The sequence below is a fragment of the Streptomyces sp. NPDC025793 genome (assembly GCF_055558375.1).
Map to the genome: position 1 here is coordinate 169,435 of NZ_JBVHMR010000006.1, position 24,843 is coordinate 194,277.

General features: G+C 72.3%; 20 protein-coding genes. 14 read left to right on the plus strand and 6 right to left on the minus strand.

Going from position 1 to position 24,843, the window contains the following annotated elements; translation table 11 throughout:
- Positions 1–55: 55 nt before the first annotated feature.
- Together ACZ4MF_RS15090 and ACZ4MF_RS15095 are read right to left on the minus strand one after the other, a co-directional pair.
- A complete protein-coding gene (locus ACZ4MF_RS15090) occupies positions 56–1,147 on the minus strand; it encodes an enolase C-terminal domain-like protein (RefSeq protein ID WP_467492439.1) in 1,092 nt (363 codons plus the stop codon).
- A gap of 48 nt (positions 1,148–1,195) precedes the next feature.
- Complete coding sequence (locus tag ACZ4MF_RS15095; protein ID WP_467492440.1) at positions 1,196–1,363, minus strand: hydrophobic protein; 168 nt, start codon at positions 1,361–1,363, stop codon at positions 1,196–1,198.
- Positions 1,364–1,647: 284 nt separating this feature from the next.
- Here ACZ4MF_RS15095 and ACZ4MF_RS15100 point away from each other — a divergent pair, with 284 nt between their 5' ends.
- From ACZ4MF_RS15100 to ACZ4MF_RS15120, 5 genes are all read left to right on the plus strand, one after another.
- A complete protein-coding gene (locus tag ACZ4MF_RS15100; protein ID WP_467492441.1) occupies positions 1,648–2,442 on the plus strand; it encodes an RNA polymerase sigma factor SigF in 795 nt (264 codons plus the stop codon).
- Positions 2,443–2,634: 192 nt separating this feature from the next.
- On the plus strand, positions 2,635–2,970 hold the full coding sequence (locus ACZ4MF_RS15105; protein ID WP_467492442.1) for an ANTAR domain-containing protein: 336 nt from the start codon (positions 2,635–2,637) through the stop codon (positions 2,968–2,970).
- A gap of 179 nt (positions 2,971–3,149) precedes the next feature.
- Positions 3,150–4,247 (plus strand): alpha/beta fold hydrolase, encoded by a 1,098-nt coding sequence (locus tag ACZ4MF_RS15110; protein WP_467492443.1) that lies wholly within the window; start codon positions 3,150–3,152, stop codon positions 4,245–4,247.
- Positions 4,244–6,664 (plus strand): GMC oxidoreductase, encoded by a 2,421-nt coding sequence (locus ACZ4MF_RS15115; RefSeq protein WP_467492444.1) that lies wholly within the window; start codon positions 4,244–4,246, stop codon positions 6,662–6,664. The genes ACZ4MF_RS15110 and ACZ4MF_RS15115 overlap by 4 nt, the downstream gene beginning before the upstream one ends.
- 101 nt (positions 6,665–6,765) lie before the next feature.
- A complete protein-coding gene (locus tag ACZ4MF_RS15120; RefSeq protein ID WP_467492445.1) occupies positions 6,766–8,208 on the plus strand; it encodes an MFS transporter in 1,443 nt (480 codons plus the stop codon).
- 104 nt (positions 8,209–8,312) lie between these two features.
- Here ACZ4MF_RS15120 and lgt read toward each other — a convergent pair whose 3' ends face one another.
- A complete protein-coding gene (gene lgt, locus ACZ4MF_RS15125; protein ID WP_467492446.1) occupies positions 8,313–9,200 on the minus strand; it encodes a prolipoprotein diacylglyceryl transferase in 888 nt (295 codons plus the stop codon).
- A 180-nt stretch (positions 9,201–9,380) separates the two neighbouring features.
- Here lgt and ACZ4MF_RS15130 point away from each other — a divergent pair, with 180 nt between their 5' ends.
- Entirely contained in the window at positions 9,381–9,893 is a 513-nt protein-coding gene (locus ACZ4MF_RS15130) for a MarR family winged helix-turn-helix transcriptional regulator (RefSeq protein WP_467492447.1), read from the plus strand.
- 60 nt (positions 9,894–9,953) lie between these two features.
- Here the strand turns inward: ACZ4MF_RS15130 and ACZ4MF_RS15135 are convergent, their stop codons facing one another.
- Together ACZ4MF_RS15135 and ACZ4MF_RS15140 are read right to left on the minus strand one after the other, a co-directional pair.
- Positions 9,954–11,378, minus strand: coding sequence for a M1 family metallopeptidase (locus tag ACZ4MF_RS15135; RefSeq protein ID WP_467492449.1), 1,425 nt, complete (start codon positions 11,376–11,378; stop codon positions 9,954–9,956).
- Positions 11,375–15,340, minus strand: a complete 3,966-nt coding sequence (locus ACZ4MF_RS15140) for a Pls/PosA family non-ribosomal peptide synthetase (protein WP_467492450.1) — start codon at positions 15,338–15,340, stop codon at positions 11,375–11,377. Before ACZ4MF_RS15140 ends, ACZ4MF_RS15135 begins: the two co-directional genes overlap by 4 nt.
- A gap of 294 nt (positions 15,341–15,634) precedes the next feature.
- On the opposite strand from ACZ4MF_RS15140, the gene msrA reads away from it, so the two are divergent.
- The 6 genes from msrA (at position 15,635) to ACZ4MF_RS15170 (ending at position 21,224) form a co-directional block, all read left to right on the plus strand.
- Positions 15,635–16,141 carry a peptide-methionine (S)-S-oxide reductase MsrA gene (msrA, locus tag ACZ4MF_RS15145; RefSeq protein WP_356031889.1) on the plus strand — a complete coding sequence of 169 codons (507 nt, stop codon included), beginning with the start codon at positions 15,635–15,637 and terminating at the stop codon, positions 16,139–16,141.
- A 349-nt stretch (positions 16,142–16,490) separates the two neighbouring features.
- Positions 16,491–17,576 (plus strand): S-(hydroxymethyl)mycothiol dehydrogenase, encoded by a 1,086-nt coding sequence (locus ACZ4MF_RS15150; protein WP_467492451.1) that lies wholly within the window; start codon positions 16,491–16,493, stop codon positions 17,574–17,576.
- Positions 17,576–18,208, plus strand: coding sequence for an MBL fold metallo-hydrolase (locus ACZ4MF_RS15155; RefSeq protein WP_467492452.1), 633 nt, complete (start codon positions 17,576–17,578; stop codon positions 18,206–18,208). Before ACZ4MF_RS15150 ends, ACZ4MF_RS15155 begins: the two co-directional genes overlap by 1 nt.
- Before the next feature lie 257 nt (positions 18,209–18,465).
- Entirely contained in the window at positions 18,466–18,828 is a 363-nt protein-coding gene (locus ACZ4MF_RS15160; RefSeq protein ID WP_356031896.1) for a bifunctional 3-phenylpropionate/cinnamic acid dioxygenase ferredoxin subunit, read from the plus strand.
- A complete protein-coding gene (locus ACZ4MF_RS15165; RefSeq protein WP_467492453.1) occupies positions 18,825–19,994 on the plus strand; it encodes an NAD(P)/FAD-dependent oxidoreductase in 1,170 nt (389 codons plus the stop codon). Before ACZ4MF_RS15160 ends, ACZ4MF_RS15165 begins: the two co-directional genes overlap by 4 nt.
- Before the next feature lie 96 nt (positions 19,995–20,090).
- Positions 20,091–21,224, plus strand: coding sequence for an aromatic ring-hydroxylating oxygenase subunit alpha (locus tag ACZ4MF_RS15170; protein WP_467492454.1), 1,134 nt, complete (start codon positions 20,091–20,093; stop codon positions 21,222–21,224).
- Between the two features lie 65 nt (positions 21,225–21,289).
- Here the strand turns inward: ACZ4MF_RS15170 and ACZ4MF_RS15175 are convergent, their stop codons facing one another.
- Entirely contained in the window at positions 21,290–22,087 is a 798-nt protein-coding gene (locus ACZ4MF_RS15175; RefSeq protein WP_467492455.1) for an IclR family transcriptional regulator, read from the minus strand.
- Between the two features lie 153 nt (positions 22,088–22,240).
- On the opposite strand from ACZ4MF_RS15175, the gene betA reads away from it, so the two are divergent.
- A complete protein-coding gene (gene betA / locus ACZ4MF_RS15180) occupies positions 22,241–23,911 on the plus strand; it encodes a choline dehydrogenase (protein ID WP_467492456.1) in 1,671 nt (556 codons plus the stop codon).
- A gap of 3 nt (positions 23,912–23,914) precedes the next feature.
- Positions 23,915–24,751 (plus strand): methylenetetrahydrofolate reductase, encoded by an 837-nt coding sequence (locus ACZ4MF_RS15185; protein ID WP_467492457.1) that lies wholly within the window; start codon positions 23,915–23,917, stop codon positions 24,749–24,751.
- Positions 24,752–24,843: the final 92 nt, after the last annotated feature.

A 24,843-nucleotide genomic window follows, 5' to 3' on the forward strand; every position in this document is an offset into this window, starting at 1 on the left:
CGTCGTTGCGAAGTTGTCGTCGCGGAGTCGTGGTTGCGGAGTCGTCGTGCCCTTCCTAGGCGACCCGGTACTCGTCCGCCGTGTCCCTGCGCAGGGTCAGACCGAGCCCGTGGCCCTGCTCCGGCCGGACCGTCCCGCCGGTGGGGTCGAGCGCGCCGTCGAAGAACATCGACTCGATCCGTACATGGTCGTGGAACCACTCGAGGTGGCGGAAGTTGGGGATCGAGGCGGCCGCCGCGGCATGCACGTGCGGGGCACGGTGCGCGGAGACCTCCAGTCCGTGGGCCTGGGCGAGCGCGGCGGCCCGGAGGAACTCGGTGATGCCGCCGCAGCGGGTCGCGTCGACCTGGAGGCAGTCCACCGCGTTCGCCGCGATCAGCCGGGCGAAGTAGGGCAGGTCGTAGCCGTACTCACCGGCCGTCACCTCGCACGGCAGGGTGTCGCGCAGCAGCCGCAGACCGGTCAGGTCGTCCGCGGACACGGGCTCCTCGAACCAGGTCACGCCGTACTCGGCGAGCCCGTCTCCGACACGCAGCGCCTGCTTGCGGGTGTAGGCGCCGTCGGCGTCGACGTACAGGTCGGCCTCGGGGCCGACGGCCCGGCGGGCCGTACGGACACGGGCGAGGTCCCACCGGGGCGCGCGGCCCCAGTCCTCACCGATCCTGATCTTGACGCGGGGGATGTGCTGCGCGTGCACCCAGTCGCCGAGCTGCTCGGCGAGACGCCGGTCGTCATACGTCGTGAACCCGCCGCTGCCGTACACCGGGACGTGTGTGCGGGCCGCGCCGAGGAGGCTGACCAGAGGGAGGCCCAGCAGGCGCGCCTTGAGGTCCCACAGGGCGATGTCGAGGGCCGAGATGGCGCACGCGGTCACCCCGGGCCGGCCGGCGTTCCGGACCGATCGGCACATCGCATCGTGCAGGGCCGGTATGTCGAGCGGGTCGTGCCCCTCCACCAGGGGAGCGAGGTGCTCGCCGAGCATCAGCCCGACCGCCGCCGGACCGTACGTCCAGCCCGTGCCGGTCATGTCCCCGGCCGAGGCCTCGGTGATCACCATGGTCGTCGAGGCCCAGGCCAGCGTGCCGTCGGCTTCGGGGGCGTCGGTCGGCACCGTGTAGACGGACACCTCGGGTCGGCGGAGTTTCATCGTTTTCCTGCCGGGGTCGACATCTTGAAGCCTCCCGATCGGCCGGTGTCACCACCGGTACCAGCGAGCCCTGCCGCCGCCCTCCGCGCCCCGGACCAGGAAGCCCAGCAGCCATACGACAAGAACCGCCAGGGCGATCCACCAGAGAACCTTCACGGCGAAACCGAGGCCGAAGAGAACCACTGCCAGAAGCAGTACGAGAAGGATGGGAATCATGACGTGAACCTCCTGACCGTCTGCGAGTTCCCCGGGATGCGGAGATCACGCGCCGGCGGCCGGCACCACGGGTGCCTCGTGCGCGACGGCGAGGGGCGTGCCGTGTCGCCGCCGTGGATAGGGTTTGGCCACCCGCTTCGGGGGAAGGGGGCAAACAGAGTGTTTCGGACAGGAGGCACATCCGTGGGAGCGACGTTCCCGTCGCCCGGATGCGGCCGTTCCGGAACGCGGTCGCTCGTCCACGGTGATCGTTCATCCCTCGCGCACGAGAGGTGCGATGCACCATGCGAACCCGAACGAGCGCGCAACACCATCCGCACGACGACGCCCCGGACACCGAGCGGGCGTTCCGGCGGCTCGCCGCACTGCCCCCGGGGCACGAACGCGACACACTCCGTGAGGAACTGGTCGAGGCCTGGCTGCCGATGGCCGAGAGAATCGCGAGCCGGTTCCGCAGCCGTGGCGAGAACTACGAGGACCTGTGCCAGGTCGCGGCCCTCGGGCTGGTCAAGGCGGTCGACCGTTACGACCCGGGGCGCGGGCACGCCTTCGAGAGCTACGCCGTTCCGACGGTGACGGGAGAGATCAAGCGGCACTTCCGCGACCACATGTGGACGCTGCACGTGCCTCGCCGGGTCCAGGACCTGCGCAACCGGGTGCGGACGGCCTGCCGGGACCTGTCGCAGAACGTCTCGGACCGCTGGCCCAGCGTCAGCGAGATCGCCGAGTACACCGAGCTCAGCGAGCACGACGTCCAGGTCGGGCTGGAGGCGCTGGAGAGCTTCAGCGCGCTGTCCCTCGACGCCGAGACCCCGGGCAGTGACGACGGCTACTCGCTCGGCGACGCGCTGGGCGCGTGCGACCCCGCCCTCGACGTCGTCGTGGACCGCGAGGCCGTCAAACCACGCCTGGAGGCCCTGCCCGAGCGCGAACGCACCATCCTGTACTTGAGGTTCTTCAAGGACATGACCCAGAGCCGCATCGCCGAACAGCTCGGCATCTCACAGATGCACGTCTCACGCCTGATCAACCGCTGCTGTCACCAGCTGCGCGACGAGGTGCTGCACGACGTCGCCTAGTGCCGTGCCCGGGAGCCCTCAGCGGGCTGGTGGCGTCCGGGAGGCATCGTCCACCTGGGCGAACGCCGACGCCACGCGGCAGGCGGTGTCCGACGCCGCGCAAGGGTGGCACAGCTCTTCCGGGAAGCGCAGGATGGATGGGCCGGGAGAGTACGTGAGAAGCGCACTGCGCGTCGGACTCCGGAGGGGTTGATGACCACGGACGGCGGCCCGGCCAGGGCCGACGGTGAGCGCATCCATGAGCTGGAGGAAGAGGTCGACCACCTGAGGCAGGCCGTCAGCTCGCACGCGGTCGTCGACCAGGCGATCGGGATGATGGTCGCGCTGGGCCGGGTCGGACCGGACCAGGGGTGGGCCGTACTGAAGGACGTGTCCCAGCACACGAACATCAAACTGCGCCACGTCGCCGAGATGATCCTCATCTGGGGACGGCAGGGGGACATCTCCCCGGAGATCCGGGTCGAACTCGAAGAGGCCCTCGACCGGCACGGGCCCGCGCAGATTCCGGGCGCTCCGCTGACGGACTGAGCCGGCGCGGACCGCCTCGGCGACGCGTATCGCGCGGTTTTCGGCGTATCTCCATCCTCGGTCTGACTCCGTGCCGCCGCGTTCTCTGTCACGCTGTCGCTGCGACGACATGACCGGGCCGGGTCCTGTCGACGGGGGAGTGCACCACGACGGGGGAAGTGCGGAGGGGGAGCATGGCCATGGCACAGCGCATCCCGAGGTTCTCGCTCGACGGCGTGCCGGACGCCGAGACGGCGCATCATCCGTTCACCACCGAGGACGGCCTGGGCCTGGGCCTGACGCGGTTCCGCCGGGGCGAGGGCGCCGATCCGGTGCTGCTGGTGCACGGACTGACCTCCGGCAGTGACCTCTTCACCATGCCCGAGCACCGCAATCTCACGAGTTATCTGCTCGACCACGGCTTCACCGACGTCTGGGTGCTGGACTCCCGGATGAGCAACCGCTTCCCGTACAACACCGAGCCGGGCCGCCGTACGCTCGACGACCTCGCCCGGTTCGACTACCCGGCGGCGCTCGCCGAACTCCGCCGGCACGCGGGCCCGCGGCCCGTGCACGTCGTCGCGCACTGTCTCGGCTCGGTGGCCTTCGCCATGAGCCTGTCCGCGGGCACCGTGGACGGCATCGCCGGACTCGTGGCGAACAGCGTGGCCCTGACCCCACGGCTGACGTCCTGGTCCCGCCGGAAACTGGAGTACGGGCCCGAGCTGCTGCAACACGCTCTGGGACTCTCCGTCCTGGATCCCCGCGCGCGCAGCGCACGCCCGTTCACTCCCGGCTGGGCGCTGTCCCGGCTCGTCTCGCTGGCGCACCAGGAATGCGACAACCCCGCCTGCCACATGATCAGCTTCATGTGGGGGAGCGGCTGGCCCGCCCTCTACAGCCACGAGAACCTCCACCCGGTCACCCACGACCGCATCGCCGACCTGCTGGGCCCCAGCGGACTGGACTACCTGCGGCACGTGCGGAAGATGGTCCGGGCCGGGCACGCGGTGAAGTACGACCCCCGCGACCCGCACCACGCCACGCTGCCCGACGACTACCTGATGGACGCCGCCGGGATCGACACACCGATCCTCTTCCTGGCCGGTGACCGCAACCATGTCTTCGGCGACTCCAACGTGATCTGCCACCGTGAGCTGTCCCGGCGCGCCCCCGACCGGCACGAACTGGCCGTCCTGCCCGGCTACGGACACCTCGACCCGATCATCGGCAAGAACGCCGACCGCGACGTCTTCCCGCAGATCCTCGACTTCCTGCGGCGCCGGGCGGCGGCATGAGCGCCGGCACGCGGCCCGGCCGGCCGGTGCGAGGGGCGGGTCCGGGCACCGAGCATGTGGACGTCGTGGTGGTCGGCTCCGGATTCGGCGGCTCGGTGGCGGCCTGCCGGCTGGCCGAGGCCGGGCTGTCGGTGGTCGTGCTGGAGCGCGGCCGCGCCTGGCCGCCGGGCAGCTTCGCCCGGACGCCCGCCGAGTTCGGCCGCGCCTTCTGGGACCCGGACGCGGGCCTGCACGGGCTGTTCGACGTCTGGTCGTTCCGCGGCTGTGACGCGGTGGTGGCCAGCGGCCTCGGCGGCGGCTCGCTGATCTTCGCCAACGTGCTGCTGCGCAAGGACGAGCGCTGGTTCGTCCAGGAACAGCCGCTGCCCGGCGGCGGCCACGAGTCCTGGCCGGTCGGCCGCGCCGATCTGGAGCCGCACTACGACGCCGTGGAACGGATGATGGGCGCCGTACCGTACCCACTGCACCGCCCCGGCTACGCGGACACCCCCAAGACCCGGGCGATGCGGGACGCCGCGGCCGCGCTGGGGCTGGAGTTCCAACTCCCGCCGCTCGCCGTCGGGTTCGCCCCCGCACCCGGTGCCGTTCCGCAACCGGGACTGCCGCTCGACGACCCGGCGCACGCCAATCTGCACGGTGCCGCCCGCCGTACCTGCCGGCTGTGCGGCGAGTGCAACATCGGCTGCAACGACGGCGCGAAGAACAGCCTCGACTTCACGTATCTCTCGGCCGCCCGGACCCACGGCGCCGACCTGCGCACCGGGCACGACGTCCAGGCCGTACGCCCCGGCCCGCGCGGCGGATACCAGGTCGACTACGTCCGGTACGACGAGTACGACGACACCGCGCCGCAGACCGGCGAGCCCGGTCGCCCGCCGACGACCGGGACGCTCGCCTGCGACCGGCTGGTCCTGGCCGCCGGGACACTGGGCACCACACAACTCCTGCTGCGCTCGCGCAACCGGCTGCCCGGACTCGGCCCGGCGCTCGGCACCCGCTTCTCCAGCAACGGCGACATGCTGTCCTTCCTGATCAGGGCCAAGGACGGACATCCGGGCAGGGGCAGGCCGCTGCACCCGAGCAAGGGACCGGTGATCACCGCAGCCGTCCGCCTGCCCGACGAACTCGACGGCACACCCGGTGCCGGGCGCGGCGGCTACATCGAGGACGGCGGCTACCCCCAGTTCGTCCAGTGGCTGGCCGAGGGCGCCCGGGGTCCCCAGCACCTCTCCCGCACGGCCCGGTTCCTCACCCGCCAACTGGCCCGTCGGATCGGCCTCTTCCCGGAGCGCCGCCTCTCCCGGGACATCGCGGAACTGCTGGGCGACGGCCTGCTCACCAGCACCTCCCTGCCCCTCCTCGGCATGGGCCGGGACATCCCCGACGGCGAGCTGAGTCTGCGCGGCGGCCGGCTCCACGTCAGCTGGGCGACGGGCCACAGCGCGGCCACGCTCCGGCGGATCCGCTCGACGATGCGGCAGCTGGCGGACGCGCTCGACGCCGGTTACGCCGACAACCCGCTGTGGCACCTCGGGCGGACCGTCACCGTCCATCCGCTGGGCGGCGCCCCGATGGGCCGGCGGCCGGAGACGGGGGTGTGCGACGCGTTCGGCGAGGTGTACGGGCACCGGGGCCTGTACATCGCGGACGGCTCGGCGCTCCCCGGCCCGGTGGGCACCAACCCGGCCCTCACGATCGCCGCGCTCTCCGACCGCATGTGCGCCCGGCTGCTGGAGAACCCCGCCGGCGGGGGAGCGGCGGCCGTGCCCCGGCCGGCCTACACCCGGCGCACCTCGCTGCTCTTCACCGAGACGATGCGCGGTCACTACGTCCCCGGGGCGCCCGGCGCGAAGGCCGCCGAGCGGGACGGCGGCGGGCGTGAACCCTTCGCCTTCCGGCTCACCATCACGGCCGACGACCTGGACGCCTTCCTGGACGACCCCGGCCACGAGGCCCGCGCCGACGGCTGGGTGGAGTCCCCCGCCTGCGGAGGCCGACGGCCGGTCCTGCACGGCAGGTTCAACCTCTTCGCACCGGCCGAGGGCAGCGGCGACGCACCGGGCCGGGGCGGGGGCGTCCGGCGCGTGCTGCGCTACCGCCTCCACTTCACCGACGCGCAGGAACGCCCTCGCACCTTCGCCGGACACAAGCAGATCACGCACGGCACCCCGCTGCGCCTGTGGCCGGACACCACCGCGTTGCCCTTCCACCTCCTCGCGGGACACCTCACCGACGAGGCAGCGGACACCGGGGCCCTGCTCCTCGGCACCGGCCGCCTCCACCTGGGGCTGCGCGACCTGGCCCAGCAGCTCACCACCTTCCGCACCACGGGCCCGGGCGGACCGGCCGCGCTGGCCCGCTTCGGCGAGTTCTTCCTCGGCCGGCTGTGGGAGAGCTACGGCCCGCGAGGACACTGATACGTGACCGGTGTGGCGTGCCGCGCCGATGCGGACGGCGCTCACGGCGTCGAAGATAGGACGCTGGCAAAATATTTCGGTGGCCGATGTAATCTGGGTGCATGGCCACCGACACGAAGCCCCCCGCGTCCAGGCGACGCTGGCCTGCCCTGCTCACCGTCGAGCGCGCCCGGCCGGAGGGGATAAGGTCGCGGCCGGGCGGCTGGTGGCTGGCCGTGGGTGCGGTGTGCTTCGGCGCGTTCATGGGCCAGCTGGACGCCAGCATCGTGACGCTGACGTACGGCAGCCTGCGCGACGAGTTCCGCACGTCGCTGGCGGCGGTGGAGTGGGTGTCGCTGGCCTATCTGCTGACCCTGGTGGCGCTCCTGGTGCCGGCCGGGAGGCTGGCGGACGCGCACGGCCGCAAGCTCCTGTACCTGTACGGGTTCGCCGTCTTCACCCTGGCCTCCGCCGCCTGCGGCCTTGCCCCCTGCCTGCTCGCGCTCGTCGCGTTCCGGGTGGTCCAGGCGGCCGGAGCGGCCATGATGCAGGCCAACAGCGTGGCCCTGGTGACGACCAGCGCACCGCGCGAGCGGATGCGCAGCGCCCTCGGCGTCCAGGCCGCCGCCCAGGCGCTGGGGCTGGCGCTGGGCCCCACGGTGGGCGGGGCACTGGTGTCGACGCTGGGCTGGCGGTGGGTGTTCTGGGTCAACGTCCCCGTCGGCGTGATCGCGCTGGTCGGGGGCCACTATCTGCTGCCCCGCACACGGGCGCGTACCCGTGTCACATGCTTCGACTGGCGGGGGCTCGTCCTGCTGGCCTCGGCGACCACCGGCGCGCTGATGGGTGTCTCGGCGGCCTCCGGGCTGCCGGTGCCCGGCTGGGGCGTGGCCGTGCTGTTCGTGGTGGCGGCCGCGACGGGCTGGGGATTCGTCCGCCGCCAGCGAGGGACGACCGCGCCCTTGCTCGACCTGGCCCTGCTCCGGGTGCGAGCGGTGACGTTCGGGCTGGTGGGCGCGTTCAGCGGCTATCTCGTGCTGTTCGGCCCGCTGGTGCTGGTGCCCGTGGTGCTCACCGCGCGGGGCACTTCTGAGCTGACCGCCGGGCTGGTGCTGACGGCCCTGCCGACCGGGTTCGCGCTGGCCGCGACCGGCGGTGACCGGCTGCTGCCGCACGGCCTTCCGGACCGCGGTCGCTGCCTGGCCGGGGCCACGCTGTTCCTGGCCGCGTCGGCCGCCCTGCTGGTCGTCCCCATGACGGCTGCCTGGCTGGTGCCCGTGCTGGCGCTGACGGGACTGGGCCTCGGGACGTTCACCCCGGCCAACAACGCCATGGTCATGGGCGCGATACCGGCCGGTTCCTCCGGCACGGGCGGCGGTCTCGTCAACATGACCCGCGGCCTGGGCACGGCACTCGGCGTCGCCCTGGTGACCCTCGCCCTGCACCTGGCGGGCGGCGCGGGCACGCAGACCGGAGCGCGCTGGGCGGCCGTCGTCCTCGTCGCGGCCTCGGCGACCGCGGTCGCCTCGGCGTGGCTGAGCCCTCGTACGGGACGGAAGGCGTGATCAGGGGAGAGGGAGCCCCGCGCGGCCGCCCCCGGGGCCGGCGCCCGGGGCGGTGCTGACGGTCCGGGCCGCTCGCTGTCGCCGTGCGGTCCCGCGCTTCGCCGTCAGGCCTGCTTCCGGCCCGGCGTACCGGCCTCGATCGTCTGCGCGCTGCCCTTGTCGTCGCCGGGCGGGTACGGGGCGTCGTCGTCGCCGTGCGGGCGGCGGCTCACGATCAGGTAGACCAGCGCGCCGGTGAACAGGACGATCGAGACGTAGTCGTTCAGGCGCAGGCCGAGGAAGTGGTTGGCGTGGTCGATGCGCAGGGCCTCGATCCAGGCCCGGCCGGTGGTGTAGGCGAGCACGTAGCAGGCGAACAGCCGCCCCCGGCGCAGCCGCCCGTGGTGCCGGCGGTCCAGCCACAGCAGCAGCGCCATGACGCCGAGGTCCCACAGCGACTCGTAGAGGAACGTCGGGTGGTACAGGGCCACGTTCGGGCTGTCGACGGGCCGGTGCGCCGGGTCGATGTACAGCGCCCACGGCAGGTGGGTGGGGCGGCCGTACAGCTCCTGGTTGAAGTAGTTGCCCCAGCGGCCGATCGCCTGGGCCAGCACCAGCCCGGGCGCGACCGCGTCGGCGAAGTCGGACAGCTTGATGCCGCGGCGTCGGCAGCCGAGCCAGGCGCCGACCGCGCCGAGGGCCACCGCGCCCGGGATGCCCAGGCCGCCGTCCCAGATGTAGAGGGCGCGGACGGGCTGCTGCCCGGCGGTGAAGTACAGCTCAGGGTCGGTCATCACGTGGTAGAGCCGGCCGCCGAGGACGCCGAACGGCACGGCCCAGATGGCGATGTCGGCGATGTCCTCGCGGCGCCCGCCCCTGGCCTCCCAGCGGCGGCCGGTGAGCCATACGGCGGTGAAGACACCGGCCAGGATGCACAGTGCGTACGCGCGGATCGGCAGCGGTCCGAGGTGCCAGACCCCCTGCGAGGGGCTGGGGAGGTACGCCAGGTTCAAGAGATCGACCGTTTCTCGCACGTACGGAACCCGGCTCACGTGCCGGGGGCGGATCCCATCGACGATACATCGGACACCGAAGCTTTCGGTAAGGACAAACGGGGACCGCGGCGGCGGACCGGGTGTCCGGCCGGCGGACGGCTGAACCGCACCTGTGTGCCGCCCCGTTACCCTTGCCCCATGCCCGCGCAGCCCCGTACCGAGGTCTCCTCACCTCCCACCGGCCCCCTCGGCCGGGAGCCGGAGGCCCGCCAGCTCACCGAGGCCGTCACCCGGCTCCGGCGCGCGCTGCGCTCCTCGATCCGCACCGACTACCCGTGGGAGACGCTCCCCATGGCGCAGGTCGAGCTGTTGCAGGTGCTCGGCGAGCACTCGCCCGCGCGGATCAGCGACCTCGCCGCCCGCCGCAGGCTGGCGCCGAGCACGGTCAGCGGACTGATCGGGCAGATGATCGCCGCCGGCCTGGTCACTCGGGACGTCGACGCCGCCGACCGCCGCGCCTCCGTCGTCGCCCTCACCGACGCCGGCCGCGAGAAGCTCGCCGCCTGGACCACGGCCCACGAACGCCGCATCGACGCCGCCCTCGCCGCCCTCGACGACCATGCCCGGGCGGCCATCAAGGACGCGCTGCCCGCCCTGTTCCAGCTGGCCGAGCATCTCGGCGAACCGGCCGACGGCGCGGCGGAGGACTGACGGAAGCCGGGAGACACGCGTCCGCCCCCTCGCCGCGTACGGGCGAGGGGGCGGACGGGCTCAGACCTGTGCGGCGTCCGCGCGTGGACGCGGCAGGTGCGGGAGCCGCTTGTCGTAGAGCCAGGCGCGCAGCAGGGGCTCCAGCTCCGCGGGCCGGGACCGTCCGGCGTGGGCGATGAAGGCGGCGGTCCCGGCGCTCCTGCCGCGGTGCGTCTCGTGCCAGCCGCGCAGCATCGCGAAGAACCGCTCGTCACCCAGCGTCAGGCGCAGCGCGTGCAGTGCGCACGCGCCCCGGTTGTAGACGCGTTCGTCGAAGATGCGGTGCGGTCCCGGATCGGCCGTCCGCAGGTTCTGCACGCCCTTCGCCATCGTGTGCCAGGCCTGCCGGGCGATGTCGTCCGCGGAGTCCTCGCCGAGGTGCTCCGACCACAGCCACTCGCCGTACGTGGCGAAGCCCTCGTTGAGCCAGATGTCGCGCCAGTCCCGCAGGCTCACGCTGTTGCCGTACCACTGGTGGACGAGTTCGTGGGCCACGAGGGTCTCCCAGGTCCGGTGGCCGTCGACGTGGTTGCGCCCGAAGACGGAGACCGTCTGGTTCTCCACGGGCTCGTCCAGCTCCGCGTCCACGACGACCGCGCCGTACGTCTCGAACGGATACGGCCCGAACCAGTCGGTGAACGCGCTGAGCATGGCGGGCTGGCGGCCCAGATCGTGCCGGGCAGCGGCTGCCAGCCGGGCGGGGAAGGCGTTGCGTCCGGCGATCCGGCGGCCGGTCGAGGAGTCGCGTGCCTCCCAGGTGTCGTAGGCGAAGCGGCCCGTGTACAGCGAGGCGAGATAGGGGGCCATCGGACCCGGGTGGTGGTAGGTCCAGCACGCGGTCGACTCCGTCTCGCTCCGCTCCAGCAGCGTCCCGTTGGCGAGCACCTGGTGACTGCGCGGCACGGTCACCCGGAAGGTGAACTCGGCCTTGTCGTCCGGGCGGTCGTTGCACGGGAACCACGACGGGGCGCCGAGCGGCTGCGAGGCGACCAGCGTCCCGTCGTGCGCGTCGCCGGTGCGGTCCCAGCCGATCTGCCCGAACGGTGTGCGGAGCGGACCCGGCCGGCCGCCGTAGCCGATCTCCACGCTGAACGGGGTACCGGGGCGGAGCGTGCGCGGGGCCGGCAGGACCAGCTTGTCCCGCCGCCTGCCGGGGCGTACGGCGGTCCCGTCGATCCGTGCGTCGTACACGGCCAGCCGGGCGAGGTCGAGCTCGACCTGGGGCAGAGTACGGTCCGCCACCGCCCGGATGTGCGCCCGTCCGTCGAGCCTGCCGGCGGCCGGGTCGTACGCCAGGTGCAGGTCGTAGGAGAGGGTGCGATGACCGTCCGTGCCATGGCTCGCGAAGTAGCGTTCGGCCTGGCGCGGCAGCTGGTCCGCGGCCGTCGCCGCGAGCGGGGCGAGCGCCGCGCCGCGCAGCAGCGCCCGCCGGGTGCACCACCTCATGCCGCCTCCCCACCGGCGAGCGGGGCGGCGGGCGCGGTCGCGTCGGCGCCCGCGATGGGGTTGCCCGCCCAGCGGGTGCCCTCCGGCACGGTCTCGCCGCGCATCACGAGCGAGGCGGCGGCGATGGAGGCACCGGCGCCGATCGTGGTGCCGGGCAGGGCGATGCTGTGCGGGCCCAGGGAGGCGCCGGCCGCCAGCTCCACGGTGTCCATCCGCATGATGCGGTCGTGGAAGAGATGGGTCTGGAGCACACATCCGCGGTTGACGCTGGCGCCGTCGCCGAGGGTGACCAGATCGGTCTCCGGCAGCCAGTAGGTGTCGCACCACACACCGCGTCCGATGCGTGCGCCGAGGCTGCGCAGCCACCAGTTCAGCACCGGGGTGCCCACGTGTGCGCCCGCCGCCCATGGCACGGCCAGCACCTCGACGAACGTGTCGAACAACTCGTTGCGCCACACGAACGGCGACCACAGCGGGCGCTCGCCGACCCGGAACCGGCCCACCAGCAGCCACTTGGCGCCGGTCGTGACGAGACAGGCCACCAGGCCCGCGGCCATGAGCAGCGGGGCGGCGGTGAGCGCGGCCAGGGGCAGCCCGCCGAGGTCGAAGAACCGCTGCTCGCCGAGGAACAGGGTCTCCGCCAGCACCGTGCCGAGGACCATCGGCAGCAGGCGGCACAGCTCCACGGCCGCGCGGGCCGCCACCAGCCGCCGGGGCGGGGCGAACGTGCGCGCCGGGTCGCCGGTCTCCGGCAGCCGGGGCAGCGGCATCGCGGGCCGGCCGATCCAGGACATGCCGGGCTCGCCCTGCTGCGGCGCGTCGGACAGCACGCCGACCAGCGCGTGGTCGGCGACCTCGCGGCCCGGTCCGACGATGCCGGAGTTGCCGACGAACGCGCGCTCGCCGACCCGTACCTCCCCCAACTTCAGCCAGCCGCCGCGCAGTTCGTACGGCGCGACCAGCGTGTCGTCGGCGAGGAACGCCCCGTCCTCCACCGTGAGCAGCGACGGCAGCGGCAGCACCGTGGAGATCTCGGTGCCGCGGCCGACGCGGGCGCCGAGCAGCCGCAGCCAGGACGGTGTCGCCAGGCTCGCGTACAGGGGGAAGTAGCCGGCCCGGGCACCGTCGAGGATGCGTGTCACGAGCCAGGCGCGCCAGGCCACGCCGCCGTCCGCACGGTGCATGCCGGGCCTGATCGACCGGTTCAGCAGCCGCACGGTCGCCGCGGTGAGCAGCAGCCCGAACACCATCGTCATGACGGCGAACAGCGGGGCTGCGGCGAGCAGGTGCCCCGCCGCGCCGGACAGCGTCGGCGTGGAGCGGACCAGCAGCCAGGTGAGGAACAGGGCGGGGGCCGCCGCCAGCAGTGAGGTCAGGGGCAGTACGGTCAGGGAGAGCGCGTAGGCCACGTGCCAGCGGCGCCGGCGGTCCGCCGGGGGTGCCGGCCACCCGACACCCGCGAGGCGCTCGGCGGGCTCGGCCGGCCGGGCCGGGGAGCCGGTCCACACCATGCCGTCGGGGATCCGCTCGCTCAGACAGCTGCCTGCGGTCAGTTCCGCGCCACGGCCCACGACGGCACCGGGCAGCAGCGTGCTGCGGTGACCGACCCGGGCGCCCGCCCCGACCGAGATTCTGCCGACGTGCAGCGTGTCACCGTCCAGCCACCAGCCCGCGATGTCCGCCTCGGGTTCGATGCTGCACCCGTCGCCCAGCTCGGCGAGGCCCGTCACCGGGGGCATCGTGTGCAGTTGGACGTCGCGCCCGGCGCGGCAGCCCAGGATGCGGGCGTACAGGACCGCCCACGGGGTGCCGAGCAGGGACGGCACACCGAACGTGGCGACCGCCCGTTCCGCGGTCCACAGCCGCAGATGCGTGCTGCCCCCGCGCGGGTGGGCGCCCGGAGTGATCGAGCCGGCCAGGGTGCGGGCGAGGACCGCGCCGGTCAGACAGCGCACCGGCGAGCTGAACAGCACCACCCAGCCTGCCAGGACCAGCCACCACGACGTGTGCGGCGCCCACTGGTGCGGCGCGACCCAGCCGAGCACGTTGTCGGCCGCCGCCAGCCCGACCAGTCCGCGCAGGCCCGTGACGGTGTAACCGGCCAGCTGTACGAAGAACTGCACGACGGCGGTCGTCCGGGGGATCGGCCGGACCTCGCGCACCTCCCGCGTGGTCCCGGCGAGGGAGTCGAGGTGGTCGGCCATGCGGTGCAGCACCGAGTGCCGGTAGAGGTCGGCGACGGACAGGCCCGGATACTCCTCGCGGAGTATCGAGGCCATCCGGGCGGCCGTCAGGCTGGTGCCGCCGAGCGCGACGAAGTCGCTGTCCGGGCCGGGCCGCAGCCCGAGCAACTGCTCCCAGACGTCCGCCAGCCGCGCCGCCGTACCCTCCAGCGGGTGGTCCCCGTCACCGGCGTCGCTCTCGCCGCCCGCCAGGGGCACCGGCCAGGGCAGGGCCGTGCGGTCGGCCTTCCCGGAGGCGCGCGTGGGCAGCGTCGTCACCTCGGCCAGCACCGGCACGAGCGCCGCGGGCAGTTGCTCGGCGAGCAGTGCTCTGGCCTTGCCCGCCTCGAACGCGGACCGCCCCGCCACGTCCTGTTCCGGTACGACGTACCCGACCAGGATCGAGGCACCGGCGGCCGTCGGCTGGACGGCCGCGGCCGCGCCGCGCACCCCCGGCAGGGCGAGCAGGGCCGCGTCGATCTCGCCCAGTTCCACGCGCCGTCCGCCGAGCTTGACCTGGTCGTCGACGCGGCCGAGGAACACCAGCCCCGCGGCGTCGGCGCGCACGAGGTCGCCCGAGCGGTAGGCGCGGAGAGAGTCCAGCGCGGGGCACGGCCGGAAGCGCTCCGCGTCCTTCACGGGGTCGAGGTAGCGCGCGGTACCGGCACCGGCGATGACCAGCTCGCCCTGCTCCCCGTACGCGACCGGTTCCCCGGCCTCGTCGACCACGGCAAGGTCCCAGCCCGCCAGCGGCAGGCCGATGCGCACGGTGCGGCCGCGCCGCAGCGGGGCGGCGCAGGCCACGACGGTGGTCTCCGTGGGGCCGTAGGTGTTCCACATCTCCCGCTCGGGACCGGCGAACCGCTCGACCAGGCCGGGCGGGCAGGCCTCGCCGCCCAGGATCAGCAACCGCACGCGGCGCAGGGCCTGTTCGGGCCACATGGACAGCAGGGTCGGCACGGTGGAGACGACGGTGATGCCCCGCTCGTCGAGCCAGGGCCCGAGTTCGTGGCCCGCCCGGACCAGGGCGCGTTCGGCCGGTACCAGGCAGGCACCGGAACGCCAGGCCAGCCACATCTCCTCGCAGGAGGCGTCGAAGGCGACGGACAGCCCCGCGAGGACCCGGTCACCGGGGCCGAGCGGCCGCTCGCGCAGGAACAGCCGCGCCTCGGCGTCCACGAACGCGGCCGCGGACCGGTGGGTGACGGCCACGCCCTTGGGGGCGCCGGTCGAGCCGGAGGTGAAGATGATCCACGCGTCGTCCTCCGGAGCGGGCGCGCGGCGGCCGCGCACCGCCCCCGACGCGACGGCCGCCCCGGCGGGCTGCGGGTGGGGGCCGAGGACGAGGCACACCCCGGCCTCGCGGAAGACGGTGGCCGCCCGCTCCTCGGGGTCGTCCGCGTCGACCGGTACGTAGGCCGCTCCGCAGTGCAGTACGGCGAGGATCGACAGATACAGCTCGGCGGTGCCCGAGGGGATCCGGATCCCCACCCGGTCGCCGGGACCGACACCCTGGCCGGTGAGCCACTGGGCACGACGGACGACCTCGGCCGACAGCTCGCGGTAGGTCAGTGTTTCCGTGCCGGTGTCCAGGGCCGGGGCGTCCGGATTCCGGGCGACGGTGGATTGCAGGACATCGACGAGGGTACGCGGCGACGAGGCGGCCGCGGAGCGGAAGAGAGCCTGATTCCCGGGCGAGCCGAGGGGTGGGTGTGACGCATCGAATGCGGGCGAAGACAAAGTGGTGCCTCTGGTGTGCGGTGCCAACGGATGCGAAATCCATTACGTCTAGTCAGACGTACTTGTGCCGCGAGGCGTTCACCAACTCATTGCAATTAATACACGGTCGGCCCATGGGGGGAAATTGATGAAGTCCAAACCGTGATTCGACCACTCGATTTGGCGTACGTACATTCTCTTCAATTACGGGAAGAATTCGGCGTGAGAACGGTTTGATTTCTGCGCCCTCATTGTGTGATGATCGCATGGTCGGCGCGTCCATCGGGCGCCGGGCGCGAGCGTCAGGAGTGATCGATGACTGTGGGAACCGAGCGGGCCGTGCTGGCGGGCGGTTGTTTCTGGGGCATGCAGGATCTGGTCCGCAAGCAGCCGGGCGTGGTCGCCACGCGCGTCGGCTACAGCGGCGGGGACACGCCGAACGCCACGTACCGCGACCACGGCGACCACGCCGAGGCCATCGAGATCCTCTTCGACCCGGCGGTCACGAGCTACCGCGACCTCCTGGAGTTCTTCTTCCAGGTCCACGACCCGACCACGAAGGACCGCCAGGGCAACGACATCGGGCGCAGCTACCGGTCCGCCATCTTCTACGGAGACGAGGAGCAGCACCGCGTCGCCCTGGACACGATCGCCGACGTCGAGGCGAGCGGGCTCTGGCCGGGCAAGGTCGTCACGGAAGTGGAGCCCCTGGGCGACTTCTGGGAGGCCGAACCCGAGCACCAGGATTACCTGGAGCGCTACCCCGACGGCTACACCTGCCACTTCCCCCGCCCGAACTGGAAGCTGCCGCGCCGGGCGTGAACGCCCCCCCCCGACGGACCGGGCGCCAGGGTGACATGTCCCCTCGGCGCCCGGTCCGTTGCGTAGACCGGCTGCCGCGGCGGGCGGGGCGCGGTGTGCGCCGCTGCTCGATCTCGCGCTGACGCCGGGTCCGTTCCCTGGGCGCCGGGCCCGCCGCCGCCCGCAACTCCGCGCCGTCACCCCGTACTTGGGGCAGGTCCGCGACGGACGCCTCCAGCCGATCGGCACGGACCGAAGCCCCGATTCTTGACCGCCGCCCCGGCCTCCGCGATGCTGTGTTGCGAACCGCGAGATGCGTGCCGTAATGGGCAACATAGGCAACATCCCAACTGTCAGCCGAGGAGTGGCCATGTCTCAGCAGGTCCGTGCTGTCGTCGCGATGCGCAGGGGCGCCCCCGTCAGTCTGGAAACGATCGTCGTGCCCGATCCCGGACCGGGCGAGGCGCTGGTCAAGATCGAGGCCTGCGGTGTCTGCCACACCGATCTGCACTATCGCGAGGGCGGGATCAGCGACGACTTCCCGTTCCTGCTGGGCCATGAGGCGGCGGGTGTCGTGGAAGCGGTGGGGGAGGGCGTCACCGGCGTCGCTCCCGGTGACTTCGTCATCCTCAACTGGCGTGCGGTGTGCGGTCGGTGCCGGGCCTGTCTGCGCGGGCGGCCGTGGTACTGCTTCGACACGCACAACGCGAAGCAGAAGATGACGCTGACCGACGGCACGGAGCTGTCACCGGCGCTGGGGATCGGTGCGTTCGCGGAGAAGACGCTGGTGGCGGCGGGACAGTGCACGAAGGTGGACCCGGCCGCGTCCGCGGCTGCCGCCGGGCTGCTGGGGTGCGGTGTGATGGCGGGTCTGGGCGCGGCGATCAACACCGGGAACGTCGGCCGCGGTGACAGCGTCGCCGTGATCGGCTGCGGTGGGGTCGGGGCCGCGGCCATCGCCGGGGCGAAGCTGGCCGGCGCGGCGAGGATCATCGCCGTCGACATCGACGACCGCAAGCTCGCCACGGCGACGAAGCTGGGCGCGACCCACACCGTCAACTCCAGGCAGGCGGACGCGGTCGACGCCGTGCGCGAGCTGACCGGGGGCTTCGGCGCGGACGTGGTGATCGACGCGGTGGGGCGTCCCGAGACGTACCGGCAGGCCTTCTACGCCCGTGACCTCGCCGGCACCGTCGTCCTGGTCGGCGTGCCGACGCCGGAGATGAAGCTGGAGCTGCCCCTGCTCGATGTGTTCGGGCGGGGCGGGGCGTTGAAGTCGTCCTGGTACGGCGACTGCCTGCCCTCCCGGGACTTCCCGATGCTGATCGACCTCCATCTCCAGGGGCGGCTCGACCTGGACGCCTTCGTCACCGAGACCATCGCCCTCGACGACGTGGAGAAGGCGTTCGAGCGGATGCACCACGGCGACGTCCTGCGCTCGGTGGTCGTCCTCTGATGCCGGGCGCCCGCATCGAACGCCTCGTCACCTCGGGGACGTTCTCGCTCGACGGCGGCACCTGGGACGTCGACAACAACGTGTGGATCGTGGGCGACGACACCGAGGTGATCGTCATCGACGCCGCCCACGACGCCGAGGCCGTCGTCCGGGCCGTCGGCGGACGCGCCCTGCGGGCGATCGTGTGCACCCACGCGCACAACGACCACATCGACGCCGCGCCCGAACTCTCCGCCCGGACCGGGGCGCCCGTCCTGCTGCACTCCGGCGATCTGGAACTGTGGAAACAGACCCATCCCGACCGGGCGCCCGACGCCGAGCTGACCGACGGGCAGCCCCTCCTGGTCGCGGGGACGGAGCTGACCGTGCTGCACACCCCGGGCCACGCTCCCGGGGCCGTGTGCCTGTACGCCCCACGGCTCTCCGCGCTCTTCAGCGGCGACACGCTCTTCGCCGGCGGGCCGGGCGCGACCGGACGGTCGTACAGCGACTTCCCGACTCTCATCGGCTCGATCAGCGAGCGCCTTCTCACCCTGCCGGGCGACACCGTCGTACACACCGGTCACGGTGACACCACCACCATCGGCGCCGAGGCGCCGCATCTCCAGGAGTGGATCGACCGCGGTTTCTGACCGCCCGGTCGGTGAGCGGCCCTGCCCCCGGCGCCTCCCCTGTGCGGACGGCATCGGCGGCAGGGTCGTCGGCGCGCCTCACGGACGCCCGTTTCCCCCGTCTGACCTGCGCTTTCGGGGGCGCTTCGGCATGCCCGGAACGGCGTCGGCGCAGCCCGCGCAACCTGGCCTTCCGACGCCTTGACAAGCCTTCAGCGCCGCCAGCAGACTGACGTTGCGCTCATCGCAATCCGTTTCGCTATACGCACCGAGGTGTCATGATGATTCCCGCGTGCCGTCTCGCGGATCTGCCGCGAGGCGAGGCCCATCGGCTCGACGTCGACCCGCCCGTGGCGGTGTTCCACACCGACGACGGTGAACTCTTCGCCGTCGACGACACCTGCACCCACCAGGACGCGTCGCTCGCCGACGGCTGGCTGGAGGGCTGTGAGGTGGAATGTCCCCTGCACGCCTCGAAGTTCGACCTGCGGACGGGTGCCGTGGACGCACCCCCGGCCAAGCTGCCGGTCCGCACCCACGAGGTCGTCGTCGAGGACGGCATGATCCACGTCCGGCTCTCCACGGCGGCACCCAACCTGCCGCCGTGCGTCTCCGCCCGCCTGGCCGGAGGCGCCGCGTGAGGACCGTGGCCGTCGTAGGCGCCTCGCTGGCCGGTCTGTCGGCCGCGCGCTCACTGCGCAAGCGGGGTTACGACGGCCGCCTGGTCCTCGTCGGCGAGGAACTGCACCGGCCGTACGACAGGCCGCCGCTGTCCAAGGAGTTCCTGGCCGGCGCCCTCGGCGAAGCCGAACTGGCGCTGGAGCGGGACGACGAGGACCTCCAGGCGGAGTGGGTGCTCGGCACCCGCGCCACCGGACTCGACCGCACCGAGCGGGCGATCCGGCTCGCCGACGGCCGGGAGATCCGCGCCGACGGCGTGGTCGTCGCCACCGGCGCGGCCGCCCGCACCCTGCCCGGCACCGAGGGCCTCGCCGGCGTCCACGTGCTGCGCACGCTGGACGACGCCCGCGCCCTGCGCGACGAACTGGCCCTGGGTGGACGGCTGGTGGTGATCGGCGGCGGGTTCGTCGGCGCCGAGGTCGCCTCCACCGCGTACGCCCTCGGCCTGGACGTCACGGTGGTCGAGGCGGCCCCGACGCCGCTGGCCGGCCCGCTCGGCGCGGCCATGGGCGCCGTTGTCTGCGCCCTGCACGCCGATCACGGCGTCCGCCTGCTGTGCGGTGCGGGAGTCAAGGGGCTCGGCGGGGAGCGCCGGGTGGACGCCGTGCTCCTGGAGGACGGCCGCAGCGTTCCCGCCGACACCGTCGTCGTCGGCGTGGGGGCCCGCCCCTGTGTCGACTGGCTCGACGGTTCCGGTGTCGCCCTCGACAACGGCGTGAAGTGCGGCGCCGACGGCCGCACGACCCTGGCCGGGGTGGTCGCCGTGGGCGACTGCGCCAACTGGTACGACCCGCACACCGGCGCCCACCGCCGGGTCGAGCACTGGACCGGCGCACTGGAACGGCCGGACACCGCCGTCGCCACGCTCCTCGCGGGCGGTGCCAGGGAACCGGGCGTGCCCCGGCCCGCGTACTTCTGGTCGGACCAGTACGGCGTGAAGATCCAGTTCGTCGGCCACGCGGCCGGGGCCGACGAGGTGACGGTCGAGGAGGGCTCGACCGGCGACCGCAGCTTCCTCGCCGTGTACCGGCGGGCGGGCCGGCCGGTCGCCGTGCTCGGGATGAACCAGCCGCGGCTGTTCACCCGCTGGCGCAAACAGCTCACCTCCGCGGCGACCGGGTCCTGACGCCACCGCGGCTCGACGTGCCGATGTGCCGATGTGCCGACGTATCGATGTACCGACGTATTGACGACACCACGACGTTTTCCCGAGGAGTGCACCGTGACCTCGACCAGCCTGCCGGACAGCCTGATCGCCACCCTCCCCGGCTCCGCCTACACGGACCCCGGTGTCTTCGCCCAGGAGCAGGAGCACATCTTCGAGACGATGTGGTTCTGTGTCGCGCGCTCGTCCGAACTGGCGAAACCCGGCGCGTTCCGCACCGTCGACGTGGGCCGCGAGAGCATCCTCGTCACCCGCGCCCGGGACATGTCCGTCCGGGCCTACTTCAACGTCTGCCGGCACCGTGGGGCCAGGCTCCGCACCGAGGAGACGGGTGAGGTCAAGCGCGCCTTCCAGTGCCCGTACCACGCCTGGACGTACGACCTGGAGGGCAAGCTCGTCGCGGCGCCCAACCTCACCAGGATGCCCGACGTCGGCCGTACCGAGTACGGCCTGGTGAGCGTGGCCGTGCGGGAATGGCTCGGCTATGTCTGGGTGTGCCTCGCGGAGCACCCGCCCTCCTTCGAGGAGGAGGTCATCGGCGAGGTGATCACCCGCCTCGGCGACGTCGAGTCGATCGACCGCTACGACATCGCGAACCTCTCGGTGGGCAGGCGGATCGTCTACGACGTGCGGGCGAACTGGAAGCTCATCATCGAGAACTTCATGGAGTGCTACCACTGCGCCACCATCCACCCCGAACTCACCGAAGTGCTGCCGGAGTTCGCCGACGGCTACGCCGCCCAGTACTACGTCGGCCACGGCGCGGAGTTCGGCACGGACGTCCGGGGCTTCACCGTGGACGGCTCCGAGGGCCTGGACCGCATTCCCGGGGTGTCCGAGGAACAGGACCGCCGGTACTACGCGATCACCGTCAAACCGCAGGTCTTCATCAACCTCGTGCCCGACCACGTGATCTTCCACCGGATGTACCCGGTGGCCGCCGACCGCACGATCGTCGAGTGCGACTGGCTCTACCTGCCGCACGTCGTGGAGAGCGGCAAGGACGTCAGCCGGTCCGTGGAGCTCTTCGACCGGGTCAACCGCCAGGACTTCGACGCCTGCGAGCGCACCCAGCCCGGCATGGGTTCACGGCTCTACGGCAAGGGCGGCGTGCTGGTCCCCAGCGAGCACCACATCGGCGCGTTCCACGACTGGGTGAGCGAGCGTCTCGGCGCACGCACGCCGCGATAGCAGGGGTCGCCCGTGGCCCGCGCAGGGGGCGAACGCGGGCCGAACGGCGGTCGTACCGGGTGCGATCAGCCCAGGTATCCCATCCGGTGGCTGATCTCCTCCGCGCCCTCGACGAGCACGGGAGCCAGCTCGTGCATGCGCTCCTCGGTGAACCGGTACCCGGGCCCGGACGCGCTGACCGAGGCGATGACCCGGCCGTCCCGGTCCCGGATCGGGGCGGCCATGGCGTGCAGCCCGATCTCCAGCTCCTCCAGCGTCCAGGCGTAACCGCGCTCCCGGGCCTCGGTGAGGTTCTTCTCCAGCTTCGCCTTCGAGGAGATCGTGTGCGGGGTCAGCTTCTTCTGGCCCGTCTCCGTCAGCAGCGCGGCGCGCTCCTCGGCGGGCAGGTGGGCCAGCATGATCTTGCCGCTGGAGGTGGCGTGCAGCGGGGTCAGCTGGCCGACCCAGTTGTGCGCGGTGACGGCGGCCTGCCCGCGCACCTGGTAGAGGTTGATCGCGTAGTGCTCCTGCAGCACGGCGATGTTGACCGTCTCGCCGATCTCCTCGGCCAGCCGCTCGCACACCGGCCGGCTCTGCTGGGTGATGTCGATACGCGCCGTGACGGCGCCGGCCAGGCGCACGATGCCGAAGCCGAGGGAGTATTTGCCCCGCTCGCCCGACTGCTCCACCAGGCCGCGCGCCTCCAGGGCGCCGAGCAGACGGAACGCGGTCGACTTGTGCACGTCGATCTCGGCGGCCACCTCGCTCACTCCCGCCTCGCCACGCTGGGCGAGGATCTCGAGGACGCTGATGGCCCGGTCGACGGACTGCACCCCGCCGGACTGTGGTCCGCTTGTTCCGGTATCCGGACTGTAGTTGCTCATGACGGAACTATACGCGCAGTAAACAACACCTTTCACGTAACGCGGTGTGAACAAGGATCTTACAAGTTGCGTTGTTCGCAACCTGGTGCGCATTGCGACACCCGTACTAGCATGCCGCGCATCACGACGGCGCGAGCGAGACGAGGCGGACACATGGCTCCTCTGCACTACGACTTCGTCATCGTCGGCGGCGGATCGGCCGGCAGCGCACTGGCGAACCGGCTGTCGGCCGACCCCGGAAACCGTGTGCTCGTCCTGGAGGCGGGCCGCTCCGACTACCCCTGGGACGTCTTCATCCACATGCCCGCGGCCCTCACCTACCCCATAGGCAGCCGCTTCTACGACTGGAAGTACGAGTCCGAGCCCGAGCCGCACATGGGCGGCCGGCGCATCTACCACGCCCGCGGCAAGGTGCTCGGCGGCTCCAGCAGCATCAACGGCATGATCTTCCAGCGCGGCAACCCCATGGACTACGAGCGCTGGGCCGCCGACCCCGGCATGGAGACCTGGGACTACGCCCACTGCCTGCCGTACTTCCGGCGGATGGAGAACTGTCTGGCGGCCGATCCGGACGACGAGTTCCGCGGCCACGACGGACCCCTCGTCCTGGAACGCGGCCCGGCGACGAACCCGCTCTTCGGCGCCTTCCTCCAGGCCACCCAGGAGGCGGGCTACGCCCCCACCGACGACGTCAACGGCTACCGGCAGGAAGGCTTCGCCAAGTTCGACCGCAACGTCCACCGCGGACGTCGGCTGTCGGCCGCGAAGGCCTATCTCAAGCCCGCGATGAAGCGGCCGAACCTCACCGTGCGCACCCGCACGCTCGTCACCCGGGTGCTCTTCGAGGGCGAACGGGCCGTCGGCGTCGAGTACCGGCGCGGCAAGGGCGCGCCCCAGCGGGTCCGGGCCGGCGAGGTCATCCTGTGCGGCGGCGCGATCAACTCGCCCCAGCTGCTCCAGCTCTCCGGCATCGGCAACGCCGCCGAACTGTCCGCCCTCGGCATCGACGTCGTCCACGACCTGCCGGGCGTCGGCGAGAACATGCAGGACCACCTGGAGGTGTACGTCCAGTACGCCTGCAAGCGGCCCGTGTCCATGCAGCCGTACATGGCGAAGTGGCGTGCCCCCTTCATCGGGCTGCAATGGCTGTTCCGCAAGGGGCCCGCGGCCACCAATCACTTCGAGGCGGGCGGATTCGCCCGCAGCAACGAGGACGTGGAGTATCCCAACCTGATGTTCCACTTCCTGCCGGTCGCGGTGCGCTACGACGGCTCCTCGCCGGCCGGCGGCCACGGCTATCAGGTGCACGTCGGACCCATGTACTCCGACGCGCTCGGCTCGGTGAAGATCAGGAGCACGGACCCGCGGGTCAAGCCCGCGCTGCGCTTCAACTACCTCTCCACCGAGCAGGACCGGCGCGAGTGGGTCGAGGCGATCCGCGTCGCCCGCAGGATCCTCGACCAGCCCGCGCTCGCCCCCTACAACGGCGGCGAGATCTCGCCCGGACCCTCCGTCGACACCGACGAGGAGATCCTCGCCTGGGTCGCCAAGGAGGGCGAGACGGCCCTGCACCCCTCCTGCACCTGCAAGATGGGCACCGACGAGACGGCCGTCGTCGACCCGCTGACCCTGCGGGTGCACGGCGTGGACGGGCTGCGCGTGGTGGACGCCTCGGTGATGCCCTACGTCACCAACGGCAACATCTACGCGCCGGTGATGATGGTCGCCGAGAAGGCCGCCGACATCATTCTCGGCAGGCAGCCGCTGGAGCCCTCCAAGGCCGTGTACTACCGGCACGGCGACGCCCGGACACAGGCCGGGTAGCCGGTGGCAGCCGAGGCTCTGCGGGCGCTGCTCGGCCGCGTCCGCTACGAGGTGCTCCCCGCGCGGGCGACCGAGGACAAGGTGCTCGCCCATGTGCCCCGCGACGTCGTGGTCACGGTCACGGCGTCGCCGGTCAAGGGGCTGGAACCGACCCTCGCCCTCACCGAGCGGCTCGCGGCACACGGTTACCGCGTCGTCCCGCACCTGCCCGCACGGCTGTTGCGGGACGACGCGCACCTGAAGGACGTCGCCGAGCGGCTGCGTGCGACGGGTATCGAGGACCTCTTCGTGCCGGCGGGCGACGCCGACCCGCCGGCCGGGCCGTACGAGGGCGCGCTCCCGGTGCTCCGCAGGCTGACCGAACTGGGCAGTCCCTTCCGGGAGTTGGGTATCACTGGGTACCCGGAGAGCCATCCCCTCATCCACGACGACATCACCGTCCAGTCGATGTGGGACAAGCGCACGCACGCGACGTACATCGTCAGCAACCTGTGCTTCGACCCGCGGGTGCTCGGCGACTGGATCACCCGGATCCGGCGCCGTGACATCACCCTGCCCGTGTACGTCGGGGTCGCGGGGCCGGTGCAGCGGGCGAAGCTGCTGGCCATGGCGACGAAGATCGGGGTGGGGGAGTCGACGCGCTTCCTGACCCGGCACCCCGCCTGGTTCCTGCGGTTCGCGGCCCCCGGCGGCTACGCCCCCGAGCGGCTGCTCAGCCGGGGCGCGCAGGCGCTGACCGGGCCGTCTGCCGCGGTGGCCGGGCTGCATCTGTTCACCTTCAACCAGCTTGCCGAGACGGAGTGCTGGCGGCGTGCCCTGCTGGACCGGCTGGGCGGCTGAGAATCGCGGTCGACCGACCCCTTGACGGGTGCCGGGCATTCGGCCAGGGTGTTCCACCACGAGCAATGCAATGCACAATGCGCAACGGATTC

What these genes read in the sequence shown, in the direction of transcription:
- ACZ4MF_RS15160 (WP_356031896.1), top strand. Translation starts at nt 18,466, where the DNA reads ATGATGATTCCCGCGTGCCGTCTCGCGGATCTGCCGCGAGGCGAGGCC.
- ACZ4MF_RS15110 (WP_467492443.1), top strand. Translation starts at nt 3,150, where the DNA reads ATGGCACAGCGCATCCCGAGGTTCTCGCTCGACGGCGTGCCGGACGCC.
- ACZ4MF_RS15100 (WP_467492441.1), top strand. Translation starts at nt 1,648, where the DNA reads ATGCGAACCCGAACGAGCGCGCAACACCATCCGCACGACGACGCCCCG.
- betA (WP_467492456.1), top strand. Translation starts at nt 22,241, where the DNA reads ATGGCTCCTCTGCACTACGACTTCGTCATCGTCGGCGGCGGATCGGCC.
- ACZ4MF_RS15130 (WP_467492447.1), top strand. Translation starts at nt 9,381, where the DNA reads ATGCCCGCGCAGCCCCGTACCGAGGTCTCCTCACCTCCCACCGGCCCC.
- ACZ4MF_RS15155 (WP_467492452.1), top strand. Translation starts at nt 17,576, where the DNA reads ATGCCGGGCGCCCGCATCGAACGCCTCGTCACCTCGGGGACGTTCTCG.
- ACZ4MF_RS15120 (WP_467492445.1), top strand. Translation starts at nt 6,766, where the DNA reads ATGGCCACCGACACGAAGCCCCCCGCGTCCAGGCGACGCTGGCCTGCC.
- ACZ4MF_RS15090 (WP_467492439.1), bottom strand. Translation starts at nt 1,147, where the DNA reads ATGAAACTCCGCCGACCCGAGGTGTCCGTCTACACGGTGCCGACCGAC.
- msrA (WP_356031889.1), top strand. Translation starts at nt 15,635, where the DNA reads ATGACTGTGGGAACCGAGCGGGCCGTGCTGGCGGGCGGTTGTTTCTGG.
- ACZ4MF_RS15135 (WP_467492449.1), bottom strand. Translation starts at nt 11,378, where the DNA reads ATGAGGTGGTGCACCCGGCGGGCGCTGCTGCGCGGCGCGGCGCTCGCC.
- ACZ4MF_RS15150 (WP_467492451.1), top strand. Translation starts at nt 16,491, where the DNA reads ATGTCTCAGCAGGTCCGTGCTGTCGTCGCGATGCGCAGGGGCGCCCCC.
- ACZ4MF_RS15095 (WP_467492440.1), bottom strand. Translation starts at nt 1,363, where the DNA reads ATGATTCCCATCCTTCTCGTACTGCTTCTGGCAGTGGTTCTCTTCGGC.
- ACZ4MF_RS15115 (WP_467492444.1), top strand. Translation starts at nt 4,244, where the DNA reads ATGAGCGCCGGCACGCGGCCCGGCCGGCCGGTGCGAGGGGCGGGTCCG.
- ACZ4MF_RS15105 (WP_467492442.1), top strand. Translation starts at nt 2,635, where the DNA reads ATGACCACGGACGGCGGCCCGGCCAGGGCCGACGGTGAGCGCATCCAT.
- ACZ4MF_RS15175 (WP_467492455.1), bottom strand. Translation starts at nt 22,087, where the DNA reads ATGAGCAACTACAGTCCGGATACCGGAACAAGCGGACCACAGTCCGGC.